Source organism: Paenibacillus thailandensis, assembly GCF_042685365.1.
Lineage (GTDB): Bacteria > Bacillota > Bacilli > Paenibacillales > Paenibacillaceae > Paenibacillus_AP > Paenibacillus_AP thailandensis.
The window spans coordinates 190,991-215,452 of the sequence record NZ_JBHUMY010000011.1 but is presented as its reverse complement, the minus strand read 5'-3'; the positions used below and the strand labels follow the sequence as shown (position 1 = coordinate 215,452).

Below are 24,462 nucleotides of genomic sequence, written 5' to 3'. Positions count from 1 at the left end.
CCATGTCAAGTCCGGCACCAAACTTTGGCATAACCGAGTTTACACAAAATTCTTGACAGACTCGTCTGTGCGAATCATGCACAGGCTTTATTTAATATTAAGTCCGTCACTTTAACTGGGTTTCAGTATAATATTTGATTTCACCGTTAGAATCTAACTTTACTACATACCATACTCCACTATAATCCCATATTACCCCTTTACCATCAGGCGTGGTTACTCTCCAGCCTTTGGGATAAGCCATTCCCATCGATATTCCTCCTTTATATAAGGCATGAGTCTTCATCATTTAGCATTATCCTACCATTTAGAAATTACATTGTCATCTATTGGCTTTATAACCCGAATTGTATTTTTTTTCTAATTACCTTATTATATATATGGCTATAATTTTAGAGAGGGTGATAAACTCTGATATATACATTTTACGGTCGAGTAAGTACGGATAGTAATTCTCAAATTGCTGCTCTAGATAATCAAGAAGAGTATTGGAGAGAGTATTTCATTAGAAATAATCTTGAGATGAACCTAAACTGTGGAGCTTATTATAGCCGTGAAGGAGAGCTTGTGCCTAAAAGTGGCTATTATATTGATGAAGGTATATCAGGATATAGGTCAAAGAAGTATAGAAAGGCATTTATGCGAATGATTGAAGATGCCAAGCAGAAGAGATTTGATATGATTTATACACGCTCTATAAGTCGCTTTGGTCGAAATGTAGAGGATATTATCCAGACAATTAATGATTTGCGAAAATATAACGTAGGTGTTTTTTTTGAAGATATTAATGCCAACACACTTGATCGTAATGATGATTTCAAAATATTAATATTTACTGGATTAGCACAAGAAGAATCGCGTCTTAAATCATCCAGTGTACAAAAAGGTAAAGCAACCAGCGCTAAAAATGGTGTGTGGAGTGGCCGTGAACCGTATGGATATGATATTTATACTGGTAATTTAGAGGTTCAAGGTGTTTTGACATACGTTAAAGGTGTCTTGGTCATTAATCAAGAGGAAGCAATATGGGTTCGGAAAATATTTGATCTTTATTTGAATGAGGGTTGGGGAACAAGTAAGATAGCTAAATATCTAAATACTGAAGCTGTTCCAAGGAAAAGAAACTCAAAGAAGTGGGATCAAAGTATTATCAGTAAAATACTCAGCAATGTTATATACAAAGGTGAGGTTTGGCAGCATCGGACATATAAAAAAGATCCTCAGCAAAATATTATTGAGTCCGTACCAGAAGAACAGCAGATTAGATATCAAGATGAACGCTTGCGTATAATTGATGATGCTACTTTTGACAAGGTTCAAAAAATTAAACAAGAACGATTTGAGATGTTTGGGGATTTTAAATACGAAGTAAATAAGGACGGTAAGAAAGTTAGGATCGGTATAGAGAAAACGGGACAACGATATTCTAGCCGTCACATTTTTAGTAATTTGCTTAGATGTGGCTATTGTGAAGGTACGTTGCGGTTCAAGCGGCAAAAGAGTACTAGTGGAAAAACACATCTGTATTATTTTTGTGTGAATAATGAGAAGCTAGGAGTCTGCAATTACAGAAACCTTCAGAAGCATGAGGAACTATTGGAACACATAAAGAATGAAGTTTTAAAATTTAGAACAGATAGAGACATGTTATCACGAAACTTCGATAGATTGCTTGATAATAAGTACTCCGATCTTAATGTTGAGTATAGATTAAAGCAATTAGAGGAGCAGTTGTCTGAACTACAGAGGAGAAGTGACCTTAATTTTGATTTATATGCTGATGGTGTAATTGATAAAGACGAATATGGTCATCGAAATAATCAAATAAAGGCTCAGCGAGAAGAATCAGAACGTGAAGTCAATCGGCTTAAATATATTGACACTGAGATTCAAAGTCTAAAGGATGAGTTTGCTGATTTTATAAAGCAATTAGATGAAATTGACGTTGAAAACCTCAGTAATCAAGTGTTACGGCAAATCATCGATAAGATAACAGTCAAGGAAAACAATCGCTATATTGAGTGGAAGTTTATGGGCACTACAACTAACCGAATACTATTCGACTCAATTGATAAGGTGCTCGGAATGCATGGAATTAAACCCACGGATATCGAAGAAACACTTGGCAACACACTTAGTTATCATGATTTGTTAGGAGACAGTGATTCATTATCAAACTGACTATTAAGTCAGTTTTTTTTGTTTACTCATTGATTACCTTTTTATATCTATTGTTCAGGCGATGAACACCGGGCATGCGGGTTCGATGTCGACAGGGCATAGCAACGGCGCAAAAGATATGCTCGCCCGTCTGGAAACGATGGCGCTGAGCGGAGCCGAATTGCCCGTACAGGTCATTCGCCAGCAGATCGCTTCCGCGATCGATCTGATCGTTCACTTAAGCCGGTTCCGGGACGGAACGAGGCGGGTGGCCGAAATTTGCGAAGTTGCGGATGTCGTGAACGGCGAGATCGTACTTAATCCGCTGTTCCGGTTCGAGGAAACCGGGGAGCGGGACGGATGCGTTATCGGAGCGCTGAAGGCTACGGGCAACAGGCTGCTGCATACAGATAAGCTGCACATGGCGGGCCTTAGCCTGCAGGAAGGGATTGACGAACGATGAACCCGAAGGACTCGAACCTTTGGCGGGACGGCAAGGAGCGGCCGCATGGCGGGCCGGTAAAGTCGGGTCCCGGCGGTTATCGCGGGACGGCGGTAAGGGCCAAAGCAGCAGCGGGACAAGCGGGAGCTCGGGCGAAGGCCGGCAAATCCAAAGCGGCCGCTGCATCCGCGGCGAAGCGGTGGATGCAGCGGCTTGCGAAATACGGCCCGGAATCGGCGCCGGATGGTAACGGATCCTCCGCAAACTCCTTGGTCGACTACGGCGAGTATCGGCTTAGCCGAAGGCAATTCTGGGAAGCCGCTGTCGTCGGATACGCCGCAGCCTTTTGCGCCGCGTATTTGTTTTACCATAACTTGTTCGTGTCGCTTGCGCTTGGCTGTGCCGGATTGGCTGCGCCGAAGCTGTACAGGAAGAGGCTGCTGCGGAATCGCCAGGAGCGGCTGAAGCTGCAGTTCAAGGAGGCGCTTTATTCGATCACTTCTTCGCTTGCGGCGGGGCGGTCGGTCGAAAATGCGTTTATGTCCGCGCTTGAGGATTTGAAGCTGCTGTATCCGGATCCGCGGACGGAGCTGATATTGGAGTTCCAAATTATACGCAACCGGCTGGTGAATTCGGAGCCGCTCGAATACGCGCTCCGAAGCCTGGCAAGCCGCGCCCGTATCGACGATCTGACGCAGTTTGCGGATGTGTTCGCAGCCTGCAAGCGCTCCGGCGGCGATCTGATCGAGGTGATGAAGCGTTCGTCCCAGACGATAGGAGAAAAGCTGGACATTCAGCAGGAAATCGCCGTAATGGTTGCCCAGAAACGATTCGAGGCCCGGATCATGATGGCCGTTCCTTTCGTATTTCTCGGCTTTCTCCATATGGCGGCTCCCGATTATATGGCTCCGCTGTACGGCGGAGCAGGGTACGTTCTGCTTACGGTCGTGCTTGGCGTGCTGCTCGTATGCTTTCGAATCATCTTTAAAATCATGGATATCCGAATGTGAAAGGCGTTAGTGACATGCTGATTGCTGTAACGCTGCTGTTCATTATCGTTTGGGGCGCCCTGATCGGAGCCCGAGGCTTGCAGCAGGCGCTGAAGCTACTGCTCGGGACCCGCTCGCGCAATCAAAAGCAAGGTGGTCGATGGGCAAGTGATGCGCTTCGCGAGCTGCTCCTGATCAAGCCGTTCGCCGAAGCGCTCGACAAATACCGGTTGTACGACCGGCTGCAGCTTCATATCGGCAGCTACCATACGAAGCTGACCGTGCTGAAAGGGAACGGCTGGTCGTTCGATCAGACCAAGTTGGCCGTAGCCGAAGCAGCCGCTTACGGCTATGCGGCGATGATTCTTTGCTCGGTGCTGGCCGCCGCGGCGGACGAGCCGTTGCTGCTTGCGATGGGATTTGTCGTTGCTATGGTCCTCGCGTTAAGACCGTTCCTGGAAGCGAACCGGCAGGTGGAGAGGCGCAAGCAGGACATTCTGCTGGAGCTGCCGGAAGCGATCAGCAAGCTGCTGCTTCTCGTCAGCGCCGGAGAGACGACGCTGCAGGCGATGGCGCGCTGCCTGGAGGGCAAGGACGCCGACCGGCACCCGCTTTACAAGGAGTGGCGTACGGCGGTCCGTTCGCTGGAGACCGGGGATTCGTTCAGCACGGCGCTCGAGAGATTCAATCGCAGCTGCGCCGTGCAGGAGGTGTCGATCTTTACGACCGTATTGCTGCTCAATTACCGCAGAGGCGGCGAGCACTTCACGCTTGCGCTGCGCGAGCTGTCTTACACGCTTTGGGAGAAACGGAAGGCGGTCGCCCGTTCGCGGGGGGAGGAGGCCTCCTCCAAGCTTGTATTTCCGCTTGTGGGCATTCTGCTGGCGCTGATGGTGCTTGTCGCGGCGCCGGCCGTACTGCTTATGTCGTGACGACGGCCAATGTTAAACAAATATAAAGGAGATTATCGTATGGGGAAGCTGACAAAAGCATGGAAATCGTTTTGGCGGTCGGAATCGGGTCTTGGCACGCTCGAAATTATTTTGATTATTGCGGTCATTATTATTATCGCGTTGTTGTTTAAAGACTGGATTATCGACATGATTAAGCGCTTAATGGGCAAAGCCGATGACCAAGCGGATACGATCTTCGATTAACGGCAAGCTGCTGCGCCTCCTTCGGGGAGAACAGGGCAGCTATACGCTGGAATCTACGCTTGTTATGCCGTTGCTGGTTCTGACGGTGATATGCTTTTTGCTGTTCGGGATGTATATGTACCAGAAAATCGTCTTGTATTATGCCGCAGGCATTACCGCCGAAAGAGCGGCATTCAGCTGGGATAACAGCAAGAAAGAGCCGAAAAGCGGCATGGCCCCTGCCGGAAGCTACGACGGGCTGTATTGGAGGATCGGCGAAGACCGGATGCTGGAATCGGTATTCGGCTTGGCGTCCTCCGGCGACGGGGCCAGCGCGGTTTCCGTTCCGTCGGAGCTTGCCGGAGCCGATAAGTCCGAGCTTGCGTCCTACAAGTTGAGCCGGGCAGCGGGATGGCTGTCGGATGTCCGCCCCGCATTCGAAGGGCAGGCCGATTATACGCGCGGATTGCTGCAGCGTTTGGTCCAGGTGAAACTGCGCCAGCCGGTCGATTTGCCGGCGCTGGAGCTTCTGCTCGGCAAGCGGGAGCCGAAGGCGATAGCTTCCGCGAATGTCGTGGAGCCGGCGGAGTTTATCCGCAGCGTGGATCTCGCCCGGTATTACGGGACGAAGCTGAGCAGCGGGGTCTTTGCTTCCAAGGACGCCGGGGCGGTGCTCGCAACCTATAAGCCGAAGACGAGCGGAGGGCAGCCGTAATGCGCGCGGATGTTGCGCGCGGCCGATTGCTGCGCACTCAAGCTGCAGGGGGGCTTTTATTCGGCAAGGACGGTGCCGTAACGGTATTTTCGGTCGTGGTGTTGTCCGCTTTGCTGCTATTTGTATCGGTACTGATCGACTATGCCCGCATCGCCATGCTGAACAAAATGACGGAGGATGCCGCCCGCAGCGGAGTTCGGTCGGTTCTGTCCGCCTATGACGAATCCTTGTATGGGAGATACGGGTTGTTCGGCCGCGGCGGCACCGACGGCGATCGTATTTTGGAGCATGTGACGGCGAGCAATCTGGAGCGGGCTGAGGAAACCGGTTCGGTTGAAGAAGCTTTCCGGCTCGTTAATCCGAGCTTGGAGGAAGCGCATGTCAACGCTTCGGAGACGCTGGGCCATCACGACGTATTCCGCAGGCAAGTGCTGGAGGAGATGAAATATAAAGCACCCGTTGATTTTACGCTGGAGCTGGCGGGCAAGTTTGTCCCCATTGCGACGGCGGCGAAGGAAGCGGCCGTTACGGTTAACCTCCTTGAGAAGCTCAACAAGCTGTACGAAGAGCGGCAGAAGAAGCTGGACCGGGTGCTCGGCCTTCAGCTTGCCGCCGCCCAAGCGCTGCAGGATAGCGGCATAGACCGCTTGATTCCGTATAAGGTAAGCGAGCTTGTGCAAGGCGGGGACGACACGGCGGCTGGCCTGGCCGCCGATTATCCGGAATACGCGGAATGGGTGCTGGAAGACGAAGCGCTTGCGGAGCGAGGCTTGCCGAGAGTGAACACAGAGAAGATCAAGGAATACCGGGATCGGGCGCACGGTTTGTTGAATGAACTGAAGCCCGCCGGCACCAAAGTGATGAACAAGCATACGAAGCTGCAGGGTGAAGCGTTGACGGCGCTGGAGGAGGCCGAGCGTCTTAACGAGCAAATGCGAACCGTCCATGCGCAAGCGGAGCAGTCTGGCGCTACGGAAGGCTTTGACAAAGCCGAGGGCAAGCAGGTAACCGGACAGAAGCAGGCGGATATTCCGGCGAGCAACAAGTCCGATATGGAGGAAATCCGGGCGATGGGACAGGAAGTGATTTTGCCGGCCGGCTGGTTTCAGGAATACCGGACGGAGCTGTCGGAGCAGGCGGCGGCGTATGCTTCCCTGGATATGGAGATCGGCGGCTTCGGCTCCAACCTTGCTTACGGGCTGGACCACCCGGATCCCGACAGCCGGCTGATCCAGGAGGGGGCATTAAATCTTCGGACCGCCTACGATCAATACGATCGGCAATATATCCGGCAAGGCTCGAAGCTGGACGATCGAAAGAGCAAGCTGACGGATAATGCCGTATCCGAGGAACTGAAGCGGCAGAGGGAGCAGATCGGCGAGATGTGGAAGCAGACGCGCGGCTTCCTGCATGCGCTGACGGCGATTCCGCAAAGCGAAGAGCATACGAGAGCTTTTCAGGAGGTTCAAGCTTTATATAAGGACAATCTCGCCTTTAACGAAGCGGTAGACGAAGCGGAGCAATCGATTGAGGAACCGGCCGACGCCGATGCGGCTGCGGAGGCGTCGTATTCGCTGCTCGATCAAATGTTCGGCGGCATAGGGGATATGCTGGACAAGGCGCGGGATTCGGTTTATTTCAGCGAATATGCGGCCGGACGCTTCACTTATTTCGCACCGCAAAATTTGAAAGCGGCCGTTCAGAACGGCGATTTGACGGAGCTGACGCACGGAGTTGCGCTTGCGAATCAGGAGCTGGAGTATATCGTGTACGGGTTTCACGATCCGGTAGCCAACCTGGCTGCGGCCTATGGGGAGCTGTTTGCCGTACGCTATGCGATACGGACGATGGAAGGGCTGTCGGCTTGCAAGGCAACCGGCCACCCGCTGTTGATTCTGTCTTGTTCGATGCTTTACGGTCTGGAAAAAACCGGAGAGGATATGGCGGCGTTCGCCGAGCGGGGAGCGGCGCCCTTGTCCAAATATGCGGCGTTTGACGTTACCTACCTGGAGTATCTTCGTTTGTTCCTGCTCTTGCACGGGGCGGACGGTGCGACGAAGCTCGCACGCATGTCCGCGCTTATCGAGCATAATACCGGCGCGAAGCTGACTGCGGTACCTGCCTCTGTAACCGCGGAAGTAACCGCTGCGGCCGATTTGTGGTTTATTCCGGGAGCGATCCGCCTACTCGGAAGCATGGGGCTGCTTCAGGGACGAATTGATGGAGGACGGTATGAAACGACCAGAACAGTGGGTTATTCCTACTAGCGCGTTATGCGGCGGAAGGCGGCGGCCGGGCGGGGGAGAGCAAGGAAGCATCGTCCTGGAAGCTTCGCTCGTCATGCCGCTGCTTCTGATTGTTCTTGTGTTCTTTATTGTGATGATTCGCTTGTGTGCGGTGCAGCTTGCCGTACAATCCGCAGCTTCTCAGACGGCCAGACAGATCGCGGCCCATATGCGCCCCGTCGAGCTGTCCTATCAGCAAGCGAGCGGGATGCTGTCGAGCATGCCGGTGCCGGTTCAAGGCGAGCTGGCCGATTGGGGCAGCTTGGCCGCCGAAGCGGCCGAGTGGCTGCCTGACCCGGCGGGAAGCATAGCATCCGCCGCGCTTCGCGGGGACTGGCAGCCGCTTGCGAATGCGGCCGCCACGGAGCTTGGCAGAACCGTCGTCGAACCGCTCCTCCGGGAATATGCGGACGGGGCGGTTCTCGATGCGGATCGCTTGCGGCTGGCCAAGCTGACGCTCCCCGATCTCAAAGATAAAGAAGAGCCCTATATTACGGTTGCGGCGGAGTACGAAATCCCGTTCCGGCTGCCTTTCGCCGGGACTAGCATTACGTTAAGGGAGCAGGCGTCGGAGCGGGTATGGATCGGCGACGCGGTCCCTGCATCGGGGGCGTCGTCTTCTTCGCCGGAGAATTCCGTCCCGATTCGGATCGTATCCCTTCAGCCGTCTCCGCTTCGCCCCGGGCAAAAAGCGACGGTAGTGGCCCTTACCGAACCAAACGCGACGGCGTCGCTTTCCGTCCGATACAAAAGCGGGCAAAGCGTGGCCAAAAATTTAGGGCAAGCCGAGGCGGACAGCAGCGGAAAAATTAGCTGGACATGGCTTGTCGGCGGCAATACGACGCCGGGGATATGGGAGCTGACGGCCGAATCCTCCTCCGGGGAGAAAGTATCGATGCATTTTATTGTGGAGAAGGACGAAGAGCCGCAAAATCAATAGACGAGCATATCGAACAGACGGAGGAGGAGCAAGGCATGAGCGTTTCTATTATCGCGGCTGCGGCATTGTTGATTTCGGCTTTTATAACGGATATCCGGCGCATGATTATTCCGAACAAGCTGACAGCGTTTTTTTTCGCGGCCGGACTAATCTATCATTTGGTTGCGAGCGGTTGGGGAGGCGGCGGTTCCGCGCTGCTTGGCGCCGCTGCGGGAGCGATCCCCTTGCTGCTGTTATATGCGGCGAAAGGCATCGGCGCGGGAGACGTCAAGCTGTTTGGCGCGTTGGGAGCATGGGTCGGCCCGTCGGCGGCGCTCTATGTTTTGATGTATTCGATTCTGTATGCGGGTGCGATCGGGCTCGTTATGCTGTTCATAAGCCGTCCGTTTACGCGGCGGGTGTTCACCGGGGCCGTCTCGTTGTTCGTTCCCGGAATGGGGCTAAGCCAGGCAGGGTGGCTTTCATGGGCAAAGGAAGGCAAGAAATTTCCTTTTATGCTGGCAGTTGTTCCCGGCGCGTTATCCGCCTGGTGGACGATGCTTTGAATGAACGTCTTGACGGAGAGGAGGAGATGCAATGGACAGGTTTCGAATCGATTTTTCCATGTCCCGGGGCCACGAGATGATCGTGGATCGTGAACAGGGGATTCGCCGGGACCAATTGGCGCAGGTAGAGCTTCAAATGCTGCAAAACTGCCGTCCGCCGCAGCTGCTGCCGGTGGAATGGTTCGAAATGGACGGACTGGTAACGTTCCGTTACGCCTTAAACGGCAAAAAAATGTTGGCGCACCGGCTGCAGCTGCAATCGATAACGATGCAGCAGTTTTATTCGATGCTGTTGGCGGTCGTGGAAGCTCTTGAAGAATGCAAGCATTATATGCTTCGGCCCGAAGGCTGCTTGCTGAACGAAAGGTTCTTGTTCGTGGGCGAACAGCTGACGGATATTCAGCTCGCGTACATGCCGACGATTGAAGCGGGACTTGGTCCGAATAGCGATTTCGGCGATCTGTTGTCGCTGATCGTAAGCTGGAGCGCGAATGTCGCGGACATCGACGGCGCCGGGCTTCAGCGAATTCTTCAGATGGCAAGCGGCCAAGGGTACCCGTGCCGGGAGCTGCGCAGCTTGCTGCTCGAGCTTATCGGCGGTCATTCGTTCGGCAATTCGATCCGGCCCGGCGGCTCTTCCTCGCTAACCGAGGGGGTTCCGAAGCGTACACAGGCGCAAAGGAGTTATGATCCTCCTGTTCAGGAGCTCTACGAGGGCTCCGGTTTGGCCGGCTTACGGCCGGGCGAGGAGAAGGAACCACGCCGCCGGCAATGGATGAGAGATGAACCGGAGGATATGCCGCATTTCGGCAAGCCTTGGCCGAGCGCAACAATGGAAGCGGGTATAGCGGACGAAGAGAACGAGGGTACCGAAGGGTACGGAGAGTACGAAGAGAATGGGGCGAGCATAGCGAATGAAGCGGGGGATCCGCATCGGCATATAGAACGGGGGATGAACGGATTCGACGAAATTCCTTCCCCAACAGCGGGGGGGCCGAGCAAAAGCAAATGGATACGGTCGGCCTTCATCGCGCTGGCGCTGGCTATAGCATGGCGATATTTGTATATCGCTTCGCCCGGGCGCAACAGTCTTTATATTTGTTTGGGCTTATCGATGCTGGGGCTGGCGTGTCTTTTCTTTATCTGGCTCCGAAAGCCAAAGGATGCGGAAGCGGAGTATCTGTGGGACTCGGACGGGTCCGAAGAGGAATTCGATCCCGTGTCGCGGCTGCTTGCTCCGAAGGCGAGCCGTCAGGCGGAGCACAAGAACGCCTTTGGCCGTTACTTCGGGAAAGAGCATCCGGGTTCAATAGACAGATCGACGACGCCGGGCGGCGAAGTGCGCGTTCAAGCTTTACCCGGATGGAAGGCCGAGGAAGACAATGAAAATCCGGATGCGATGGATCTCCGTTCAAGGAAGTCGGAACTCGTGTGGGCCGCCGCCAGCTCCGAGATGCGGGACGCCGATAAGGTCCCGGACGGCGGTATAGCCGACTATTCCGACGAGTTGACGGTCATGCTCGGAAGCGAAGCGGACCGGTTATCGCAAGGCCGCGGCAAAATGGCGTTGTACCGGGAATGGAAAGGCAAGGAAGAACGGCTGTCCTGGAACGGAGGTCCCTATATTGTCGGAAGAGCCGGGGATCAAGTCAGTTACGTCGAATCCGCGGCCGGGATATCCCGGCTGCATCTGGAAATCGAGTCGACGGACGACGAAAAATGCCGGGTGAAGGACCTCGGCTCCCGAAACGGCAGCCTTCTGAACGGCGAAGCGATGATCCCGTATAAGATTTATTCCATTACGGTCGGGGATGTCGTCCAGCTGGCAGGAGCGGAAGGTCCTAAATATTCTTTTAGAAGAGAGTGAGTGGAGGGAGGGGCTTAAGGCTGTCCCGCAATCAGTTACCTAGCTGCTTGCGCGGAACAGCCTCTTTTTCATTCTCCTTTGGAGGATTCAAAAGCGGGATATTGAAACGGCTCCTGCTGACGAATTTAGGCTATCGACCGGAATATCCGAGAGAACAATACTTCTCTTTATTATTCGTTCTACTTGCCTAACAGCGCTTTGACGGCATCGTCTATTTCGGGATAACGAAACGTAAAGCCATGCGCGAGCGCTTGTTCGGGAATGACCCGTTGGCCGTCGAGCAGCAAGGTGGACATTTCGCCAAGAGCCGCCTTCAGGGCGAAGGCCGGTATAGGGAGCCAGTGAGGCTTGCCTTCGACCCTTGCGATCGCTCTGCCGAAAGCATCGTTGGTCACCGGGAAAGGGGCCGTCCCGTTCACGGGTCCGCTTAGGTCAGCGCGGTCAAGGCAGAATAGAATAAGCCGCACCAAATCGTCGAGGTGGATCCACGATACCCATTGGCTGCCGCTGCCCATTCGGCCTCCCGCGAAAAACCGGTAAGGAAGGCGCATTAACGGAAAGGCGCCGCCTTGCCTGTCCAGGACCAGGCCAATGCGCAGCTTTACGATCCGACCCGCTTCAATGCGGTCGGCGGATTGCTCCCAATCGCGGACCACATTAGACAGAAAATCGTTCCCCGCAAGCAGGCTTTGCTCGGTGAAGACCGCCTCGGCCGAAACGCCGTAGCCGCCTACGGCGGAAGCCTGGATAACGGCGGCAGGCTTCCGTTCCAACGATTGTACCGCGTCGGCAATCCGCGCCGCGGCGGATGTCCGGGATTCGACGATTCGCCGTTTGGCGTCGCCGGTCCAACGTTGATTGATCGTTTCGCCGGCGAGATTGACGATTGCATCGACTCCTTCAAGCCGGGCAGGAGCCGTTTGCAGCTCCTCCCATGTAACAATGGCGGGGAAAGTCCTGGACCGGCCGTCCCGTTTTCTATCCAGGCTGCCTGTCTCCGTTTCCCCGGATCGACCGCTGCGAATATCAACTGAATTTCCAGTCCGCATCCGCACCGGTCCGCCCGACCGGCTAATGATCAGCACTTCGTCTCCCCGTTCGAGAAGGGCTCGGGCCAATGCGCTCCCGATAAAGCCGGTTCCGCCGGCGACGGCTATCCGCATAAAGAGGCCTCCTTATTTCTTTGTCTTATGAACAGTGGATGTTACGCGATGAGATAAAAAGCTTCTACAGAAGCCCGGCCGTTCCTATCGCCTAGCGGCATTCGAAAGCGAAAAGTGATATTTTTCGACGGGGTAAAAAAAAACCGGCGATAAACGCCGGCCTTGCTTAGAAGCACCAGAATAACCGGCAACTCTCTCGTCTATCGCCGCTCAATGACCCGTCCTTAAGACAGGACGGCGAATAGGGTTAGTTGCTGGCTTCGATTTTGGTCAGCCACAGTTGAGTAATCGATTGGCCGTCCGCTTCGATTTTTTTCTCCACATATTCGAACGTTACGTTCGCATTGCTTTGAATGGCGTTGATCGCGTCGGACAAGCTGTCCTCGAACTGGTACGACTGCGCGCCGCCAGACGTTTCGATCTCAACCGTATGCGTATCGGCAAGTCCGACGAATACTCCTTCGCCCTTCATGGAAGGCGCATCGGTCGGCGCCGTATTTACGGGCTCCTCGGTTGCCGCGCCGTCCTCGTCCGGGGTTGCTTCTCCCGGTTCGGTTACGCCGCCGTTATCGGTAGGTTCCGGCGTTGCGCTGACGACCGGCGTCGGTTCAATGCTCGGCGAAGGCTGTTCGCCGTTGTTATTATTGTTGCTGCAAGCAGCTGTAGCAAGCATGACGGCAATAAGGATGGCGCCGGCGATCAGCGCGCGGCTTGTCTTGTTTTTCTTCAGCATGTTCATCATAATGAGTCCCTCCTGTTGGTATAACGTTTGAACATCGGCAAAGGTTACAACGTTTATTATATAACCTTCGCGGACGAATGTGAAACTTGGTAAGTATTGAAGCGTTTTAACCGGTCAAACCTTGAATTAGTTCTATCGATTCCTAAATGCAGAATGCACCTCACGAAACGCTAAGCTTGCCGGACGGTTTGCGGCGGAAGCGGCGGCTTCCCGCATAACGCCGGAGGCGGCTAAGAGCGGATGGCGGGTGCATGATTACGTTCGAACAGTCATTTATTTCGGTTTATTCAGCAAATGTTGATAAGGGGAGTAGTCGATTCCTTTGCGTTCCAGAAAGTGGATGAGGCTCTTGTAGTCGCGCGCCGGGGTAGCTTTGATGTAGCCTTCCAGGCAATGATCTGTCGTTACTTCCTTGGCGCCGGATTCGATGGCGACTTCCCCGATCTTCGCGGCGATGGAATGCTTGGCGATATCGCGGAACGGGCCGGGAACCGGAGAAACGAGCATGTCCAGAAACTGCTTGGACTCGTCCGTCCACAAGCTGCGGCTTCGTTCCACCCAGTAGTTCTGCCAGTCGAGCTTGGACTTGCCGTCTTGTTTCGGAAGCACTTTCAGAAACTTGCGGAACATAAAAAATCCGCCGACAGCCATCGCCATCGCGAGCACGACCGCCCAAAAAACAATGAAATACATGAACCAGTCTGGCGCTGATTTCATAGCATGATTCACCTCAGCATGAATTATACCTTATTCCTAGATTTATTTCGATATTCCCTGTAAAATAAGGGTTGATCAACCGAAAGGGGCGTTGTACCATGTTGAAAATCGGTTCCCATGTATCATTTTCGGACAAGGGGTTGCTGACCGCAACGGAAGAAGCCGTATCCTACGGCTCCAGCAGCTTTATGATTTATACCGGAGCGCCGCAAAATACGAGACGCAAGCCGATTGAATCGTTATATATCGAAGAAGGCAAAGAAGCCATGAACAAGGCGGGCATCGGCGAAATCGTCGTGCACGCGCCTTACATCATCAATCTCGGTTCCTACAAGGACGACACGTTTGAGCTGGCGGTCCGCTTCCTGCAGGAAGAAATCCGCCGCACCGATTATATCGGCGTTAACAATATCGTCCTTCATCCGGGCGCTTATACCGATAAGGACGCCGAATACGGCATCGCGCGCATTGCGGAAGGGCTGAACGAGGTGCTTGAGGGCACGAAAGAGACGAACGTGAACATCGCGCTCGAAACGATGGCCGGCAAAGGGACGGAAATCGGCCGTACGTTCGAGGAGATTGCCTCCATTATCGACAAGGTGCAGAGCAACGGCCGTCTGACGGTGTGCATGGACACCTGCCATATGCACGACGCCGGTTACGACCTGATCGGCGACCTGGACGGCGTGCTGGAGCAATTCGACCGCATCGTCGGGCTGGACCGCGTAGCCGTCGTGCACATCAACGATTCCAAAAACCCGCAGGGCGCGGCCAAAGACCGCCATGCGCCGGTCGGAGCCGGCTATCTCGGCTTCGAAGCCATTAACAACATCGTTCATCACGAAGCTCTTAAGGGCCGTCCGTTTATACTGGAAACGCCTTGGATCGGCAAAGTGGACAAGCAGGAACGCCCGATGTACGAAGCCGAGATCGCCCTTCTGCGCGGCGATGCGTCGGAGCGCTTTGGCGAAGACTTTTTTGACCATGTGGAGCGGCTGCACCACTTTTTCGGCAAACAGGATATCGATCCGCGGCTTTTCGTGCTTTCGACATGGGAGCTGCTTAAGAACGACGCGAAGGCGAAAAAAGCCGATCCGCGCGAGCCGATGGAGCGGCTGTACGATCTTGTCGCCGCAAGCGACGCGCTGCCGAAAGATTTGACGGAGGAGCAGCTTAACCAGCGCATTACGGCTTGGTTCGCAGGCAAGGAGCTTCTTGTGAAAGCTTAACCGCGGCCCGCGCATCCTCGAGGACTTCGATGGAAGTCCTTAAGAAACGAAGAATAACAGGAAGGAAGAAATCATCGTTATGCAATCGCAATCCAACAACGAAGCGGCGGTTCAATCCGATAAAAGCGGCCGCGCCAGAATGCTTATCTCGTGTCCGGACCGTCCGGGAATCGTAGCCGCCGTTTCGCAATTTCTGTACGAGCACGGCGCGAACATCGTTCAGTCCGACCAATATACGATGGATCCGGAAGGCGGCATGTTTTTCATCCGTTTCGAATTCGATCTGAACGATCTGGAGCGGGAGCTGCCGATTCTGGTCGAGGATTTCGCCCGGGTGGCGGACCGGTTCGAAATGAAGTGGCATACGTTCCGCGCCAGCCGCAAGAAACGGATCGCCATCTTCGTATCCAAGGAGGATCACTGCTTGTCCGAGCTGCTGTGGCAATGGAAGGCGGGAGATCTGAACGCGGAAATCGCGATGGTCGTAAGCAATCATCCGGATATGAGAGAGCAGGTCGAGTCGTTCGGCATTCCTTACCACCATATCCCGGTTACGCCGGAGACGAAGCAGGAAGCGGAGCGCAAGCAGCTGGAGCTCGTTATGGGGAAAGCGGATCTGATCGTGCTCGCCCGTTATATGCAAATTATTTCGCCTAAATTCATCGAGCAGTTCCCGAACCGCATCATCAATATCCACCACTCCTTCTTGCCGGCGTTCATCGGAGGCAACCCGTACGCCCAAGCGTACAAGCGCGGCGTCAAAATTATCGGCGCTACCGCGCACTACGTGACGGAGGAGCTGGACGGCGGACCGATTATCGAGCAGGACGTGCAGCGCGTCAGCCACCGCGACAACGTGCCCGAGCTGAAGCGGATCGGCCGCACCATCGAACGCGTCGTTCTCGCCCGCGCCGTGAAATGGCATATCGAGGACCGCGTCATCGTACACGACAACAAAACCGTTGTCTTTTAACACATGATTAATACGGTTAATCCCGGTGTAAGGAAAGTGCCTTTGCAACGATCCGCGTGACGTTGCAGGGTGCTTTTTTTATGTACCAAAACGCTGTTTCTCGCTGGAAAATAGTGCTAGGTTTTTCATCTCCGTTTGTTACGAATAATTTGAAGGAGAAGAAAATACAGGATGGTTGACGGAGGACGTTTATGTCAATTATTAAACCTTCGCTAACGGTGAGATCGATCGCCGAGATTGACGCGGGCGCGCTGCATCGGGCGGGAATTAAAGGAATCATCGTCAATTGGAGCAATACGTTGGTTCCGAGAAAATCGGCGTCCGCGCCCGACTCGGTCATGAAGTGGCTGCAGGATCTTAAATCCCGATACGGAATGAAGGTCGTGATTGTATCGAACAGCAAGCCACCTGCGGACGGCACCGGGCTGCTTCATGACATTCCGGCTTTATTCGAGGCCGGCAAGCCGAGGAAAAAAGCGTTCATGGCCGCTTTGGACATTCTGGGAACCTCCAAACGGGAAACGGCGGTGATCGGCGACGGGATTATGACCGACCTATGGGGCGGAAACCGGCTTGGGATGTATACGGTATTCGCTTCCCCTTCTTGGACGCGCCCCCGCTTTCTAGGCGCCATCAAACGTTTAGCGGTAAAGCGCTTCGCGTGTAGCCAAATAGCTTGAAAGAATCACGGAAAGGGTTGCCCGGCGGCAGCTCTTTTTTGCTTTATGGCGGATACTTGGCTTGTCGTTACTTGCGCAAGCTTGCATTTATTGTGTAACGATTAGAGACTATAGGACCGGTTCTGCCGCTATGGAGCTTCGATGTGATGCACCGTTCGGGAGGAAAAGGAACAGCAACATTTGATAAATATTAAACAATATCCATGCTTACCCATGTAAGCCGCTATGTTAGAATCTAAAAAAGCGCTTTCATAGAAAAATGCGATAGAGGGTGGTGACATTCGATGAAGTATAACGCTCATTTTCCTACCAACAAAGCCTTGAAGCAGGAGCGTATATACATTCGTCACCAGGTTTCGGAGTGGCAGGACAGTTGGCCGCTTCATACGCATGACGGTTTCGAGATTTATTTTTTCCTTGCAGGCAACGTGCATTTCATAATCGGCAACGAAATTTATCCGTTACAGCCCGGCGATATGCTGCTGATCAGCGGCGATGTGCTGCATCAGCCGAATCCGGCCAAGGATGTGCCGTATATTAGGAGCTATATTAATTTTACGGCGGATTATATTCAGGAAATGGCAGGAGACGAATTGCAATCGAAGCTGTTGAACTTGTTCGACCATCCGAACGGGCTGCTCATTCGGTGGGGCGAAAGCGGCATGAATGAAGTGGCCGGCCATTTCACGGCGATGTTGTCCGAAAGGGAGAAGGAAGGGATCGGATACGAGTTTATGATGCAAAGCCTGATGGTGCAGCTTCTGCTCAAAATCTACCGCAAATCGAAAGACGTTTATTCTCACTTGACGGCTCCGGCACAATCGCAGAAAGAGACCAATGTACGCCGGATTTTGAAGTATCTGAATCAGCACTATAGAACCTCCATCTCGTTGGAGGATCTTTCCGAAACGATGCATTTGAACAAATATTATATGTGCCATTGCTTTAAAGAGATTACGGGGATATCGATCAACAACTACGTCACGCGGAAAAGAATCGACGAGGCCAAAAAGCTGCTGAGGTTGTCGGACGAACCCGTCGGGATTCTGTCCGAGCATCTCGGGTTCAGCACTCCTATTCACTTCAGCCGCATGTTTAAGCAATACGCAGGAATCTCTCCGCTGACGTACCGCAAGACTGCAGCAGAACATTCCATTAAAGATAGGGGCCGGGAATAAAGATGAAAAAAAGTATGAAAACGATTGTATTGTTGTTGTTATCCGCCGTTGTGGCCGTCGTTGCGGCCGGATGCGGTTCGAGCTCCGGAGGGAGCGGGAATGCCGATCAGCAGGTTACGCTCGATTTCCTATGGTTTACCGACGGAATTGAAGGGGAGGTCATTAAAGGGCTGATCAAGGAGTACGAAGGGCAAAACCCTAACGTCAGAATCAACCTGATTGAGGTCGCCTTCAAAGACTTGAATACGAAGCTGAAAACGATGATTTCCGGCGGCCAGCCGCCCGCGCTGGCCCGGATGACCGATACCGGAGCTTATGCGAAGCAAGCGCTGGATTTGACGCCTTACGTCGGAACGGCCGACGAATTTACGAGTCAATTTATCGATTCGATCAAGCCGTATTATGTGTCTGACGGCAAAATTATCGCCGCGCCGATGGATGTTACGGCAAATGGATTGATTTACAACAAAACGTTGTTCGACAAAGCCGGAGTGAAGGTGCCGACAGACCCGAATAACGTATGGACGTGGGACCAGTTTAAGGCGGCTTTGCAACAGGTTATGGAGAAAGGCGGGGCGAAGTACGGCCTTGTATGGGACGTCTCTCCGCACCGCTGGTCCACGATGCTATATCAATTCGGCGGAAGCATGATCAGCGAGGACGGGACACGAAGCGCGATTAACAGTCCGGAAGCGGTCCAAGCGCTCGACTACTTTACCGGACTGCACAAAGACGGAATTATGCCGGAATCCGTATGGCTCGGCAGCGAGAATCCGAACAACTTGTTCCGGTCCGGTACGGTAGCCGCCCATATGGCCGGGAACTGGATGCTGAGCAGCTACAAAGACATTGCGAACTTCGAGTGGGGCGTAACGTACATGCCGAAAGCGAAGATTCGTTCCTCCGTCCCCGGCGGCAAATACTTGATGGCATTCAAGGGCAGCAAGGCGGAGAAAGAAGCGGCCGACTTCATTGTATGGGCGACCTCCAAAGAGATTAACTCCCGGTATAACCAAGAGTCTCTCTTTATTAGCCCGCGCAAAGACAGCGGCAAGCTGGAGTATGCGTTCGGCAAAGAGATGTTCGAGGTGTTCGCCGACGAGCTTGCGAATACGACTCCGCTTGCGGCGAACGATTGGTCGAGACAGACGATCGTTCCGAAGTTCTCGACCGATCTGAAAAATAATATCGTGAACGTGCTATCCGGCAAGATGTCCTCGGCGGAGGCTCTGGAGGAAACGGCGAAGCTGATCGACGAAGCGATCGCCGACGAGAAATAACAAGCATCCGGGAAAGGAGGGGATAGGGTGTCTCAAGCATGGACAAGCCCGAAGAGCACAACGGAAACGTCTTGGAAAAAGGAAAAGCTGAAGAGGGCGCTGGCCCCCTATTTATTCGTTCTTCCGAACTTCGTCATTTTCGCGACGTTTATTGTCGTTCCGGCGATTGTTGGCTTTGTGTATTCGTTTCACGAATACGACGGCTTAAATGAGATGGAGTTCTTAGGTTTCCGGAACTACGCAGAGGTGCTCGCCGACGGCGAGTTTTGGGCGGCGCTCGGCCGCACCGGGCTTTATGCAGCCGTTGTGGTTCCGGGAATCTATGTCTTGGCTCTCGGGATCGCGCTTCTGCTCGTTCGGGAAGTGAAGCTGAAAGGGTTATTTCGGGCGAGCATATATTGGCCGACAATGATTTCGTATATCATTGTCGGTTTGACCTGGAAGTGGATATTCGGAGATTCGTTTGGCATTCTGAATTACTTGTTGAATGCATTGGGGTTCGGGTCAATCGGCTGGCTGACCGACCCGTTTTACGCCAACTTGTCGATTATTATCGCGACGTTATGGTCCAGAACGGGATTTTTTATGGTTATCTTTATTGCCGGCCTGCAATCGATTTCCGCAGATCTGTACGAGGCTTCCAGTCTGGACGGGGCGTCCCGGTGGAGAACGTTCCGGGATATTACGCTGCCGATGCTTAAGCCCACAAGCCTCCTCGTATTGATGGTGGCGATCATTGACGCGTTTAAGGCCTATCCGCTTATGTATGCCCTTACAGGCGGGGGGCCCGGGAAAGAAACGACGTTTATCGTGCAGTACATTTATGAAATCGGTTTTACAAAGCAGGAGCTTGGCATGGCGAGCGCGATGTCGGTCATTCTTTTCGCCATTATCGCGGTATTCTCGGCGCTGCAGTTCCGTCTCTCGAAAGGGGGAGAAAACTAATGCGAAAAGCTCAAGTGGGTACGTATGTGATCTTGCTGGCAATCACGATTGTCTGGTTATTTCCCGTCGTCTGGACCGTGCTGTCATCCTTTAAGACGGAAACGGAGCTGTACGGCTGGCCGCCAGCCATCCTGCCGGAGTCGATCTCGTTCGAGCATTTCGCCGCGGCTTTCGAAAAAGGGAATTTCGGGTCGTATTTTCTGAACAGCACCATCGTTACGATTGCTTCTACGCTGCTTCTGCTGCTGATCAATACGATGGCCGGATTCGCCTTGGCCAAATACCGGTTCAAAGGGGATACCGCACTGCTCGTCGGGTTCATTTCCACCTTGATGATTCCGCTTGAGGTCATCATGATTCCGATCTTTAAGGTGATTTCTTTCCTGGGATTGTTCAATAGCCTGCTTGGGATCATTATCCCGCCTGCGGCGACGCCCACCGGTGTGTTCCTCGTTCGTCAATATTTACTGTCCGTTCCGGACGAGCTGCTCGAAGCGGCGCGTATGGACGGCGCGGGCGAATGGAAGATTTTCTGGCGCATTATTTTACCGATCGCAAAGCCGATTATCGCCGTTCTCGCAATCTTCTCGTTCATGTGGCGCTGGGACGATTTCTTGTGGCCTCTTATCGTGATTAGCGATCCGGCGAAGTATACGATCCAGCTTGCGTTATCCAACTTTATCGGGGAATACAACGTCGATTGGGGAAGCCTGCTGGCCATGTCCACGATTACGATGATTCCGGTGCTTGCCGTTTTCCTGGTGTTTCAACGTCAATTCATTCAGGGGATCGCCACATCGGGCATGAAGGGATGAGGATAAGATGACGACCGGAAAAAACATGCTGACTTATTCTCCGCTGCAGCTGCGGCATCGGGTGATCAACCGTTGGCTTCTTAGCGGCATTTTAACCCGCAAGGTGCGGTTCGAGCCGATGACGATGGAAGGGGATATCAACGACTGGCTCATTAAAGGCTTCTCCATTCATGAGAATCCTTGCCGCAAGGAGTTTGTCGGCGAACGCCGGGCCGCAGCCCCGGAGCTTCCGTTCGCCGCGCCTCCCGCGCTCGGGGAAGGCATCTCGTTATGGGAATCGGAAGCGAGGTGGAACCTCTATTTCCCGTGGGGCAACTCGCGGGTCGAAGCGTCCGGCTTCTATTACGTGCCGACGCACCTGCTTAGATACGCGTACACCGTCGTGGTCAGTCCTGCCGCTCATAAAGCGACTTTTAATCTTAAAACATGCGGAGCCGCAGCGTTATGGGTAAATGGGCGTCTCGCTTGCGACTTTACGCCCTTTACCCGAAATATCGAACAAACGACGCAGGTGGAGGTCGAGCTTCGGGCCGGGGAGAACCCGTTCTTTGTGTGCCACGAGGATCTGGCGGAGCGGGATACGCTGTATCATTTCACGCTGGAATACGCGGGTTCCGAGCCGATCGAAATTCAAATCCCGCTTACCGATTCGGAGCCGGCGGAAGCGGTTGCGGGCATGGAGCAAGCGCTCGGGCGGGCTTATTTTCCGAAGGATAGCGTAAAGGACGAAGAGCTTCGCATTATTTTCGAAGCTTCTTTCAATCGGGACCTGACGTTCGACGTGACCTACAACAGCTTCTTTGACGGACGGTATTCGATTCGGCGGGAGCTCAAGGCCGGACAGCAGCATCTCGTGCTTGGACACACCAACGAATTCGGAGTCGACTATAAATACTTCGAATTGTCGGTTCAGGTTGGCAAAGCGACGATTCGCAAGCCGTTCGGCATAGAGGTATATAATACCCGGTTCCAGCCGCATAACGGCGAAGCCATGACCGTGGAGGAACGGAAACGCGTCGCGCTGGAGTGCGTGGCCGCGCTCGGCATCCCGAATATTCATACGGCTATCGCCAAGCTGAAGACCGGGGGCGCCCCCGAAATAGCCCGGGACATGATTCTGGAAGGACTCGCCGGCATTCGGGAGAGACGGGACTGCGCCGACTTTTATTTGATCGCTTTGTTCCGGTTCTGGCGGGATTACCGCGACAGCGGCTTATTCGACGAAGATTTCTGGGCGCAGATCAAGAGGACGGTGCTCGGCTTCCGGTATTGGATCGACGAACCGGGCGACGATGTGATGTGGTTCTTCAGCGAGAACCATGCGCTGCTGTTCCATAGCTGCCAGCTGCTGGCAGGCCAGCTGTTCCCCGACGACCTGTTCACGAACAGCGGAGAAACGGGAGCTCAGCGGAAACGGAAAGCGGAGCGGCAGTTGACCGGATGGTTCGAACGCTTTTTCGCCGAAGGCTTGGCCGAGTGGAATTCGAGCGCCTACATCCCGATCGATTTCCTTGGCTTGATCCAGCTGTACGACCTGGCCGAGCGGCCGGCATTGCGGGAGCAGGCCAAGCAAGCGATGGATCTTCTGTATTCGTATATGACCGCGGAAGCGCATGGCGGGTATTTGACCTCCACGTTCGGCCGCAGCTACGAGAAGGAGCTGATGGGCAACCATGCGGCGGGGACTACCTCGCTCATCTGGGTCGGATACGGCGCGGGGAATGTGAACAGCACCAGCTTTAACGTGTCGGTCTGCTTGTCCGATTATACGCCGCCGCAAGCCTTCGCGGAGCGGTTGAAGCTGAACTCGGAAGAAGAGCTGGAGTTCCGGCTCGAACAAGGCAAAGACGGGTACGCCAAGCTGTTTCATTACCGGACGAGCTCTTACGTCATGTCGAGCATCGCCGATTTCCGAGCGGGTCTTAAGGGCTATCAGGAGCATGTGCTCCATTTGGCGTTCTCGCCCGAAGCCCAAGTGTGGGTGAACCATCCGGGAGAAATTTACGCTCACGGTTCGGGGCGGCCGTCCTTCTGGGCAGGAAACGGCTGCTTGCCGAAGGTCGGCCAGTACAAGGGACTCGGCATCCTGTTATTCGATATCGATCCGGACCACGACGCCGGCTATACGCATGCTTATTTCCCGGCATATGCGTTCGAACGCGTCGAATCCCGCGGATCGTGGTTTTTCGGCGAGAGGAACGGCGCTTATGCGGCGGTTTACGCGCAGAACGGTCTGGAGCTCACGCAGGAAGGGACGAACCGGGGGCGCGAGCTTGTATCGAAGGGACGCCGCAATGTGTGGCTTGTTCGAGCGGCCGATCGTCAGGAGTTCGGTTCTTTCGAGAAGTTTATCGAAAGCATGCTGAAGATGCCGATTGAAGCGTCCGCAGAGGCGTTGCGGGTACGGCTTGCGGACTTCGTCTACGGCGAAACGAGCTTCGGCTGGCAGGCGCCCTTGACGGTGAACGGAGAGACGGTGCAAATCAAGGATTGCGGAGTGCAAGGCCGGTTGGTACGTAAAGGAAGGGTGGCTTCTCACATTTGAAACGAGATACGATTCTTAACGCGATCGAGCGCGTGTCCGGCGCCATGAGATCTATGAAAAACGAAGGGGTAGACGAGATTTATCCGATCGGACTGATCGATATTGACCTGTGGGAATGGCCTCAAGGCGTCGGTCTGTACGGCATGTATCAATATTACGAAGAGACGAAGGATGCCGGGACGCTTCAGTTCTTGACCGATTGGTTCGACGCCCGCATTCGGGAAGGCTTGCCCGAGAAGAACGTCAATACGTGCTCCCCGCTGCTTACGCTGATTTCGTTATGCGAGCTGACGGGGAGAGAGGAATACATCCGGGTATGCGACGTGTGGAGCCGCTGGATCATGGACCGGGAGAACGGATTGATCCGTACGGGGGACAACGCCTTTCAGCACATGATTACCGGCGATCCCAACGACGGACAGATCCTGATCGACACTCTGTTCATGACGGTCCTCTTCTTAACGAAAGCGGGGGTTTACTTTAAGCGTCCGGACTATATCGAAGAAGCGAAGAAACAATTCCTCATTCATATCAAATATTTGTACGACCGCCATTCCGGGTTGTTTTTTCACGGATGGGATTTTAATGGAAGGCATAATTACGGGGCGGTGCGCTGGGGGCGCGGCAACGGCTGGTATACTTGCGGGATCGTCGATTTCCTGGACATGACGGAGCTGGAGGACGGGATTAAGCAATATCTGCTCGATACGATGCACAGCCAGGTTCATGCGCTTGCCGCGCTTCAAGCGAATGACGGCATGTGGCATACGGTCTTGGACGATCCTTCATCCTATGCAGAGACTTCGTGTACGGCGGCCTTCGGCTACGGCATCTTAAAAGCGGTGCGCAAAGGCTATTTGCCGCAGAAATACTTGCCGGCCGGACGAAAGGCGCTGCAGGCCGTGCTCGATCGAATCGATGCGAACGGTATCGTACGGGAGGTTTCCTACGGCACGCCGGTCGGCAACGATGCCCGCTTCTATAAGGAAATCCCGATCTCGCCGATGACTTACGGTCAAGCGTTGACGCTTTTGATTTTGATGGAAGGGCTGCGGCACGCCAATAGTTCGAGCTGAGAACGATTTGATATCGGGCGTCATTCCATGAGGGGTGGCG

The 24,462-nt window shown here is 53.9% G+C and carries 23 protein-coding genes; 19 read left to right on the top strand and 4 right to left on the bottom strand.

Translation table 11 applies throughout. The features are described 5' to 3' along the window. Window positions 1–106: 106 nt before the first annotated feature. Window positions 107–250, bottom strand: coding sequence for a hypothetical protein (locus ACFSW5_RS11450; protein ID WP_379272864.1), 144 nt, complete (start codon window positions 248–250; stop codon window positions 107–109). Between the two features lie 161 nt (window positions 251–411). On the opposite strand from ACFSW5_RS11450, the gene ACFSW5_RS11445 reads away from it, so the two are divergent. Genes ACFSW5_RS11445 through ACFSW5_RS11400 form a run of 10 tightly spaced genes read left to right on the top strand, consistent with a single transcriptional unit; the run spans window position 412 to window position 11,079 of the window. Beyond that, complete coding sequence (locus ACFSW5_RS11445; RefSeq protein WP_379272896.1) at window positions 412–2,181, top strand: recombinase family protein; 1,770 nt, start codon at window positions 412–414, stop codon at window positions 2,179–2,181. A gap of 28 nt (window positions 2,182–2,209) precedes the next feature. Next, window positions 2,210–2,623: an ATPase, T2SS/T4P/T4SS family gene (locus tag ACFSW5_RS11440; protein ID WP_379272894.1), complete on the top strand. Its 414-nt coding sequence runs from the start codon at window positions 2,210–2,212 to the stop codon at window positions 2,621–2,623. Beyond that, entirely contained in the window at window positions 2,620–3,612 is a 993-nt protein-coding gene (locus tag ACFSW5_RS11435; protein ID WP_379272862.1) for a type II secretion system F family protein, read from the top strand. Before ACFSW5_RS11440 ends, ACFSW5_RS11435 begins: the two co-directional genes overlap by 4 nt. 14 nt (window positions 3,613–3,626) lie before the next feature. Then, window positions 3,627–4,523 carry a type II secretion system F family protein gene (locus tag ACFSW5_RS11430; RefSeq protein WP_379272860.1) on the top strand — a complete coding sequence of 299 codons (897 nt, stop codon included), beginning with the start codon at window positions 3,627–3,629 and terminating at the stop codon, window positions 4,521–4,523. 39 nt (window positions 4,524–4,562) lie between these two features. Then, window positions 4,563–4,748: a Flp1 family type IVb pilin gene (locus ACFSW5_RS11425; RefSeq protein ID WP_379272857.1), complete on the top strand. Its 186-nt coding sequence runs from the start codon at window positions 4,563–4,565 to the stop codon at window positions 4,746–4,748. Continuing rightward, a complete protein-coding gene (locus ACFSW5_RS11420; RefSeq protein ID WP_379272855.1) occupies window positions 4,720–5,442 on the top strand; it encodes a TadE/TadG family type IV pilus assembly protein in 723 nt (240 codons plus the stop codon). The genes ACFSW5_RS11425 and ACFSW5_RS11420 overlap by 29 nt, the downstream gene beginning before the upstream one ends. Further along, a complete protein-coding gene (locus ACFSW5_RS11415; protein WP_379272853.1) occupies window positions 5,442–7,709 on the top strand; it encodes a TadE/TadG family type IV pilus assembly protein in 2,268 nt (755 codons plus the stop codon). The genes ACFSW5_RS11420 and ACFSW5_RS11415 overlap by 1 nt, the downstream gene beginning before the upstream one ends. Continuing rightward, window positions 7,675–8,667, top strand: a complete 993-nt coding sequence (locus tag ACFSW5_RS11410; RefSeq protein WP_379272851.1) for a TadE family protein — start codon at window positions 7,675–7,677, stop codon at window positions 8,665–8,667. The genes ACFSW5_RS11415 and ACFSW5_RS11410 overlap by 35 nt, the downstream gene beginning before the upstream one ends. Window positions 8,668–8,702: 35 nt before the next feature. Then, window positions 8,703–9,212: an A24 family peptidase gene (locus ACFSW5_RS11405; protein ID WP_379272848.1), complete on the top strand. Its 510-nt coding sequence runs from the start codon at window positions 8,703–8,705 to the stop codon at window positions 9,210–9,212. A 31-nt stretch (window positions 9,213–9,243) separates the two neighbouring features. Beyond that, a complete protein-coding gene (locus ACFSW5_RS11400; RefSeq protein WP_379272846.1) occupies window positions 9,244–11,079 on the top strand; it encodes a DUF6382 domain-containing protein in 1,836 nt (611 codons plus the stop codon). Between the two features lie 179 nt (window positions 11,080–11,258). Here the strand turns inward: ACFSW5_RS11400 and ACFSW5_RS11395 are convergent, their stop codons facing one another. The 3 genes from ACFSW5_RS11395 to ACFSW5_RS11385 all read right to left on the bottom strand — a co-directional run bounded on the left by ACFSW5_RS11395 (window position 11,259) and on the right by ACFSW5_RS11385 (window position 13,701). Next, window positions 11,259–12,242 carry a TIGR01777 family oxidoreductase gene (locus tag ACFSW5_RS11395; protein ID WP_379272844.1) on the bottom strand — a complete coding sequence of 328 codons (984 nt, stop codon included), beginning with the start codon at window positions 12,240–12,242 and terminating at the stop codon, window positions 11,259–11,261. Window positions 12,243–12,489: 247 nt separating this feature from the next. Continuing rightward, window positions 12,490–12,984, bottom strand: a complete 495-nt coding sequence (locus ACFSW5_RS11390; protein ID WP_379272842.1) for a hypothetical protein — start codon at window positions 12,982–12,984, stop codon at window positions 12,490–12,492. A 273-nt stretch (window positions 12,985–13,257) separates the two neighbouring features. Continuing rightward, the gene (locus tag ACFSW5_RS11385; RefSeq protein WP_379272840.1) at window positions 13,258–13,701 is read right to left on the bottom strand and encodes a DUF2621 domain-containing protein; all 444 of its coding nucleotides are present in this window, start codon (window positions 13,699–13,701) and stop codon (window positions 13,258–13,260) included. Window positions 13,702–13,799: 98 nt separating this feature from the next. Between ACFSW5_RS11385 and ACFSW5_RS11380 the strand changes: the two genes are divergently transcribed. From ACFSW5_RS11380 to bglB, 9 genes are all read left to right on the top strand, one after another. Further along, the gene (locus tag ACFSW5_RS11380; protein WP_379272838.1) at window positions 13,800–14,930 is read left to right on the top strand and encodes a deoxyribonuclease IV; all 1,131 of its coding nucleotides are present in this window, start codon (window positions 13,800–13,802) and stop codon (window positions 14,928–14,930) included. Window positions 14,931–15,009: 79 nt separating this feature from the next. Next, on the top strand, window positions 15,010–15,903 hold the full coding sequence (gene purU / locus ACFSW5_RS11375) for a formyltetrahydrofolate deformylase (protein WP_379272836.1): 894 nt from the start codon (window positions 15,010–15,012) through the stop codon (window positions 15,901–15,903). 191 nt (window positions 15,904–16,094) lie between these two features. Further along, window positions 16,095–16,583, top strand: coding sequence for a YqeG family HAD IIIA-type phosphatase (locus tag ACFSW5_RS11370; RefSeq protein WP_379272834.1), 489 nt, complete (start codon window positions 16,095–16,097; stop codon window positions 16,581–16,583). 284 nt (window positions 16,584–16,867) lie between these two features. After that, window positions 16,868–17,761, top strand: a complete 894-nt coding sequence (locus tag ACFSW5_RS11365) for an AraC family transcriptional regulator (protein WP_379272832.1) — start codon at window positions 16,868–16,870, stop codon at window positions 17,759–17,761. Window positions 17,762–17,763: 2 nt separating this feature from the next. After that, entirely contained in the window at window positions 17,764–19,041 is a 1,278-nt protein-coding gene (locus ACFSW5_RS11360) for an ABC transporter substrate-binding protein (protein ID WP_379272829.1), read from the top strand. 27 nt (window positions 19,042–19,068) lie between these two features. Next, window positions 19,069–19,986: a carbohydrate ABC transporter permease gene (locus tag ACFSW5_RS11355; protein ID WP_379272826.1), complete on the top strand. Its 918-nt coding sequence runs from the start codon at window positions 19,069–19,071 to the stop codon at window positions 19,984–19,986. Further along, window positions 19,986–20,801, top strand: coding sequence for a carbohydrate ABC transporter permease (locus ACFSW5_RS11350; RefSeq protein ID WP_379272823.1), 816 nt, complete (start codon window positions 19,986–19,988; stop codon window positions 20,799–20,801). The genes ACFSW5_RS11355 and ACFSW5_RS11350 overlap by 1 nt, the downstream gene beginning before the upstream one ends. A 7-nt stretch (window positions 20,802–20,808) precedes the next feature. Further along, window positions 20,809–23,346 carry a hypothetical protein gene (locus ACFSW5_RS11345; protein ID WP_379272821.1) on the top strand — a complete coding sequence of 846 codons (2,538 nt, stop codon included), beginning with the start codon at window positions 20,809–20,811 and terminating at the stop codon, window positions 23,344–23,346. Then, window positions 23,343–24,422, top strand: a complete 1,080-nt coding sequence (gene bglB / locus ACFSW5_RS11340; RefSeq protein WP_379272819.1) for a beta-galactosidase BglB — start codon at window positions 23,343–23,345, stop codon at window positions 24,420–24,422. The genes ACFSW5_RS11345 and bglB overlap by 4 nt, the downstream gene beginning before the upstream one ends. Window positions 24,423–24,462: the final 40 nt, after the last annotated feature.

Coding starts and splice junctions, on each gene's coding strand:
- ACFSW5_RS11405 (WP_379272848.1), top strand. CDS start 8,703: ATGAGCGTTTCTATTATCGCGGCTGCGGCATTGTTGATTTCGGCTTTT.
- ACFSW5_RS11345 (WP_379272821.1), top strand. CDS start 20,809: ATGACGACCGGAAAAAACATGCTGACTTATTCTCCGCTGCAGCTGCGG.
- ACFSW5_RS11425 (WP_379272857.1), top strand. CDS start 4,563: ATGGGGAAGCTGACAAAAGCATGGAAATCGTTTTGGCGGTCGGAATCG.
- ACFSW5_RS11420 (WP_379272855.1), top strand. CDS start 4,720: ATGACCAAGCGGATACGATCTTCGATTAACGGCAAGCTGCTGCGCCTC.
- ACFSW5_RS11390 (WP_379272842.1), bottom strand. CDS start 12,984: ATGATGAACATGCTGAAGAAAAACAAGACAAGCCGCGCGCTGATCGCC.
- ACFSW5_RS11360 (WP_379272829.1), top strand. CDS start 17,764: ATGAAAAAAAGTATGAAAACGATTGTATTGTTGTTGTTATCCGCCGTT.
- ACFSW5_RS11400 (WP_379272846.1), top strand. CDS start 9,244: ATGGACAGGTTTCGAATCGATTTTTCCATGTCCCGGGGCCACGAGATG.
- ACFSW5_RS11410 (WP_379272851.1), top strand. CDS start 7,675: ATGAAACGACCAGAACAGTGGGTTATTCCTACTAGCGCGTTATGCGGC.
- ACFSW5_RS11435 (WP_379272862.1), top strand. CDS start 2,620: ATGAACCCGAAGGACTCGAACCTTTGGCGGGACGGCAAGGAGCGGCCG.
- ACFSW5_RS11380 (WP_379272838.1), top strand. CDS start 13,800: ATGTTGAAAATCGGTTCCCATGTATCATTTTCGGACAAGGGGTTGCTG.
- ACFSW5_RS11370 (WP_379272834.1), top strand. CDS start 16,095: ATGTCAATTATTAAACCTTCGCTAACGGTGAGATCGATCGCCGAGATT.
- ACFSW5_RS11365 (WP_379272832.1), top strand. CDS start 16,868: ATGAAGTATAACGCTCATTTTCCTACCAACAAAGCCTTGAAGCAGGAG.
- ACFSW5_RS11385 (WP_379272840.1), bottom strand. CDS start 13,701: ATGAAATCAGCGCCAGACTGGTTCATGTATTTCATTGTTTTTTGGGCG.
- ACFSW5_RS11395 (WP_379272844.1), bottom strand. CDS start 12,242: ATGCGGATAGCCGTCGCCGGCGGAACCGGCTTTATCGGGAGCGCATTG.
- ACFSW5_RS11450 (WP_379272864.1), bottom strand. CDS start 250: ATGGGAATGGCTTATCCCAAAGGCTGGAGAGTAACCACGCCTGATGGT.
- ACFSW5_RS11350 (WP_379272823.1), top strand. CDS start 19,986: ATGCGAAAAGCTCAAGTGGGTACGTATGTGATCTTGCTGGCAATCACG.
- ACFSW5_RS11415 (WP_379272853.1), top strand. CDS start 5,442: ATGCGCGCGGATGTTGCGCGCGGCCGATTGCTGCGCACTCAAGCTGCA.
- purU (WP_379272836.1), top strand. CDS start 15,010: ATGCAATCGCAATCCAACAACGAAGCGGCGGTTCAATCCGATAAAAGC.
- ACFSW5_RS11430 (WP_379272860.1), top strand. CDS start 3,627: ATGCTGATTGCTGTAACGCTGCTGTTCATTATCGTTTGGGGCGCCCTG.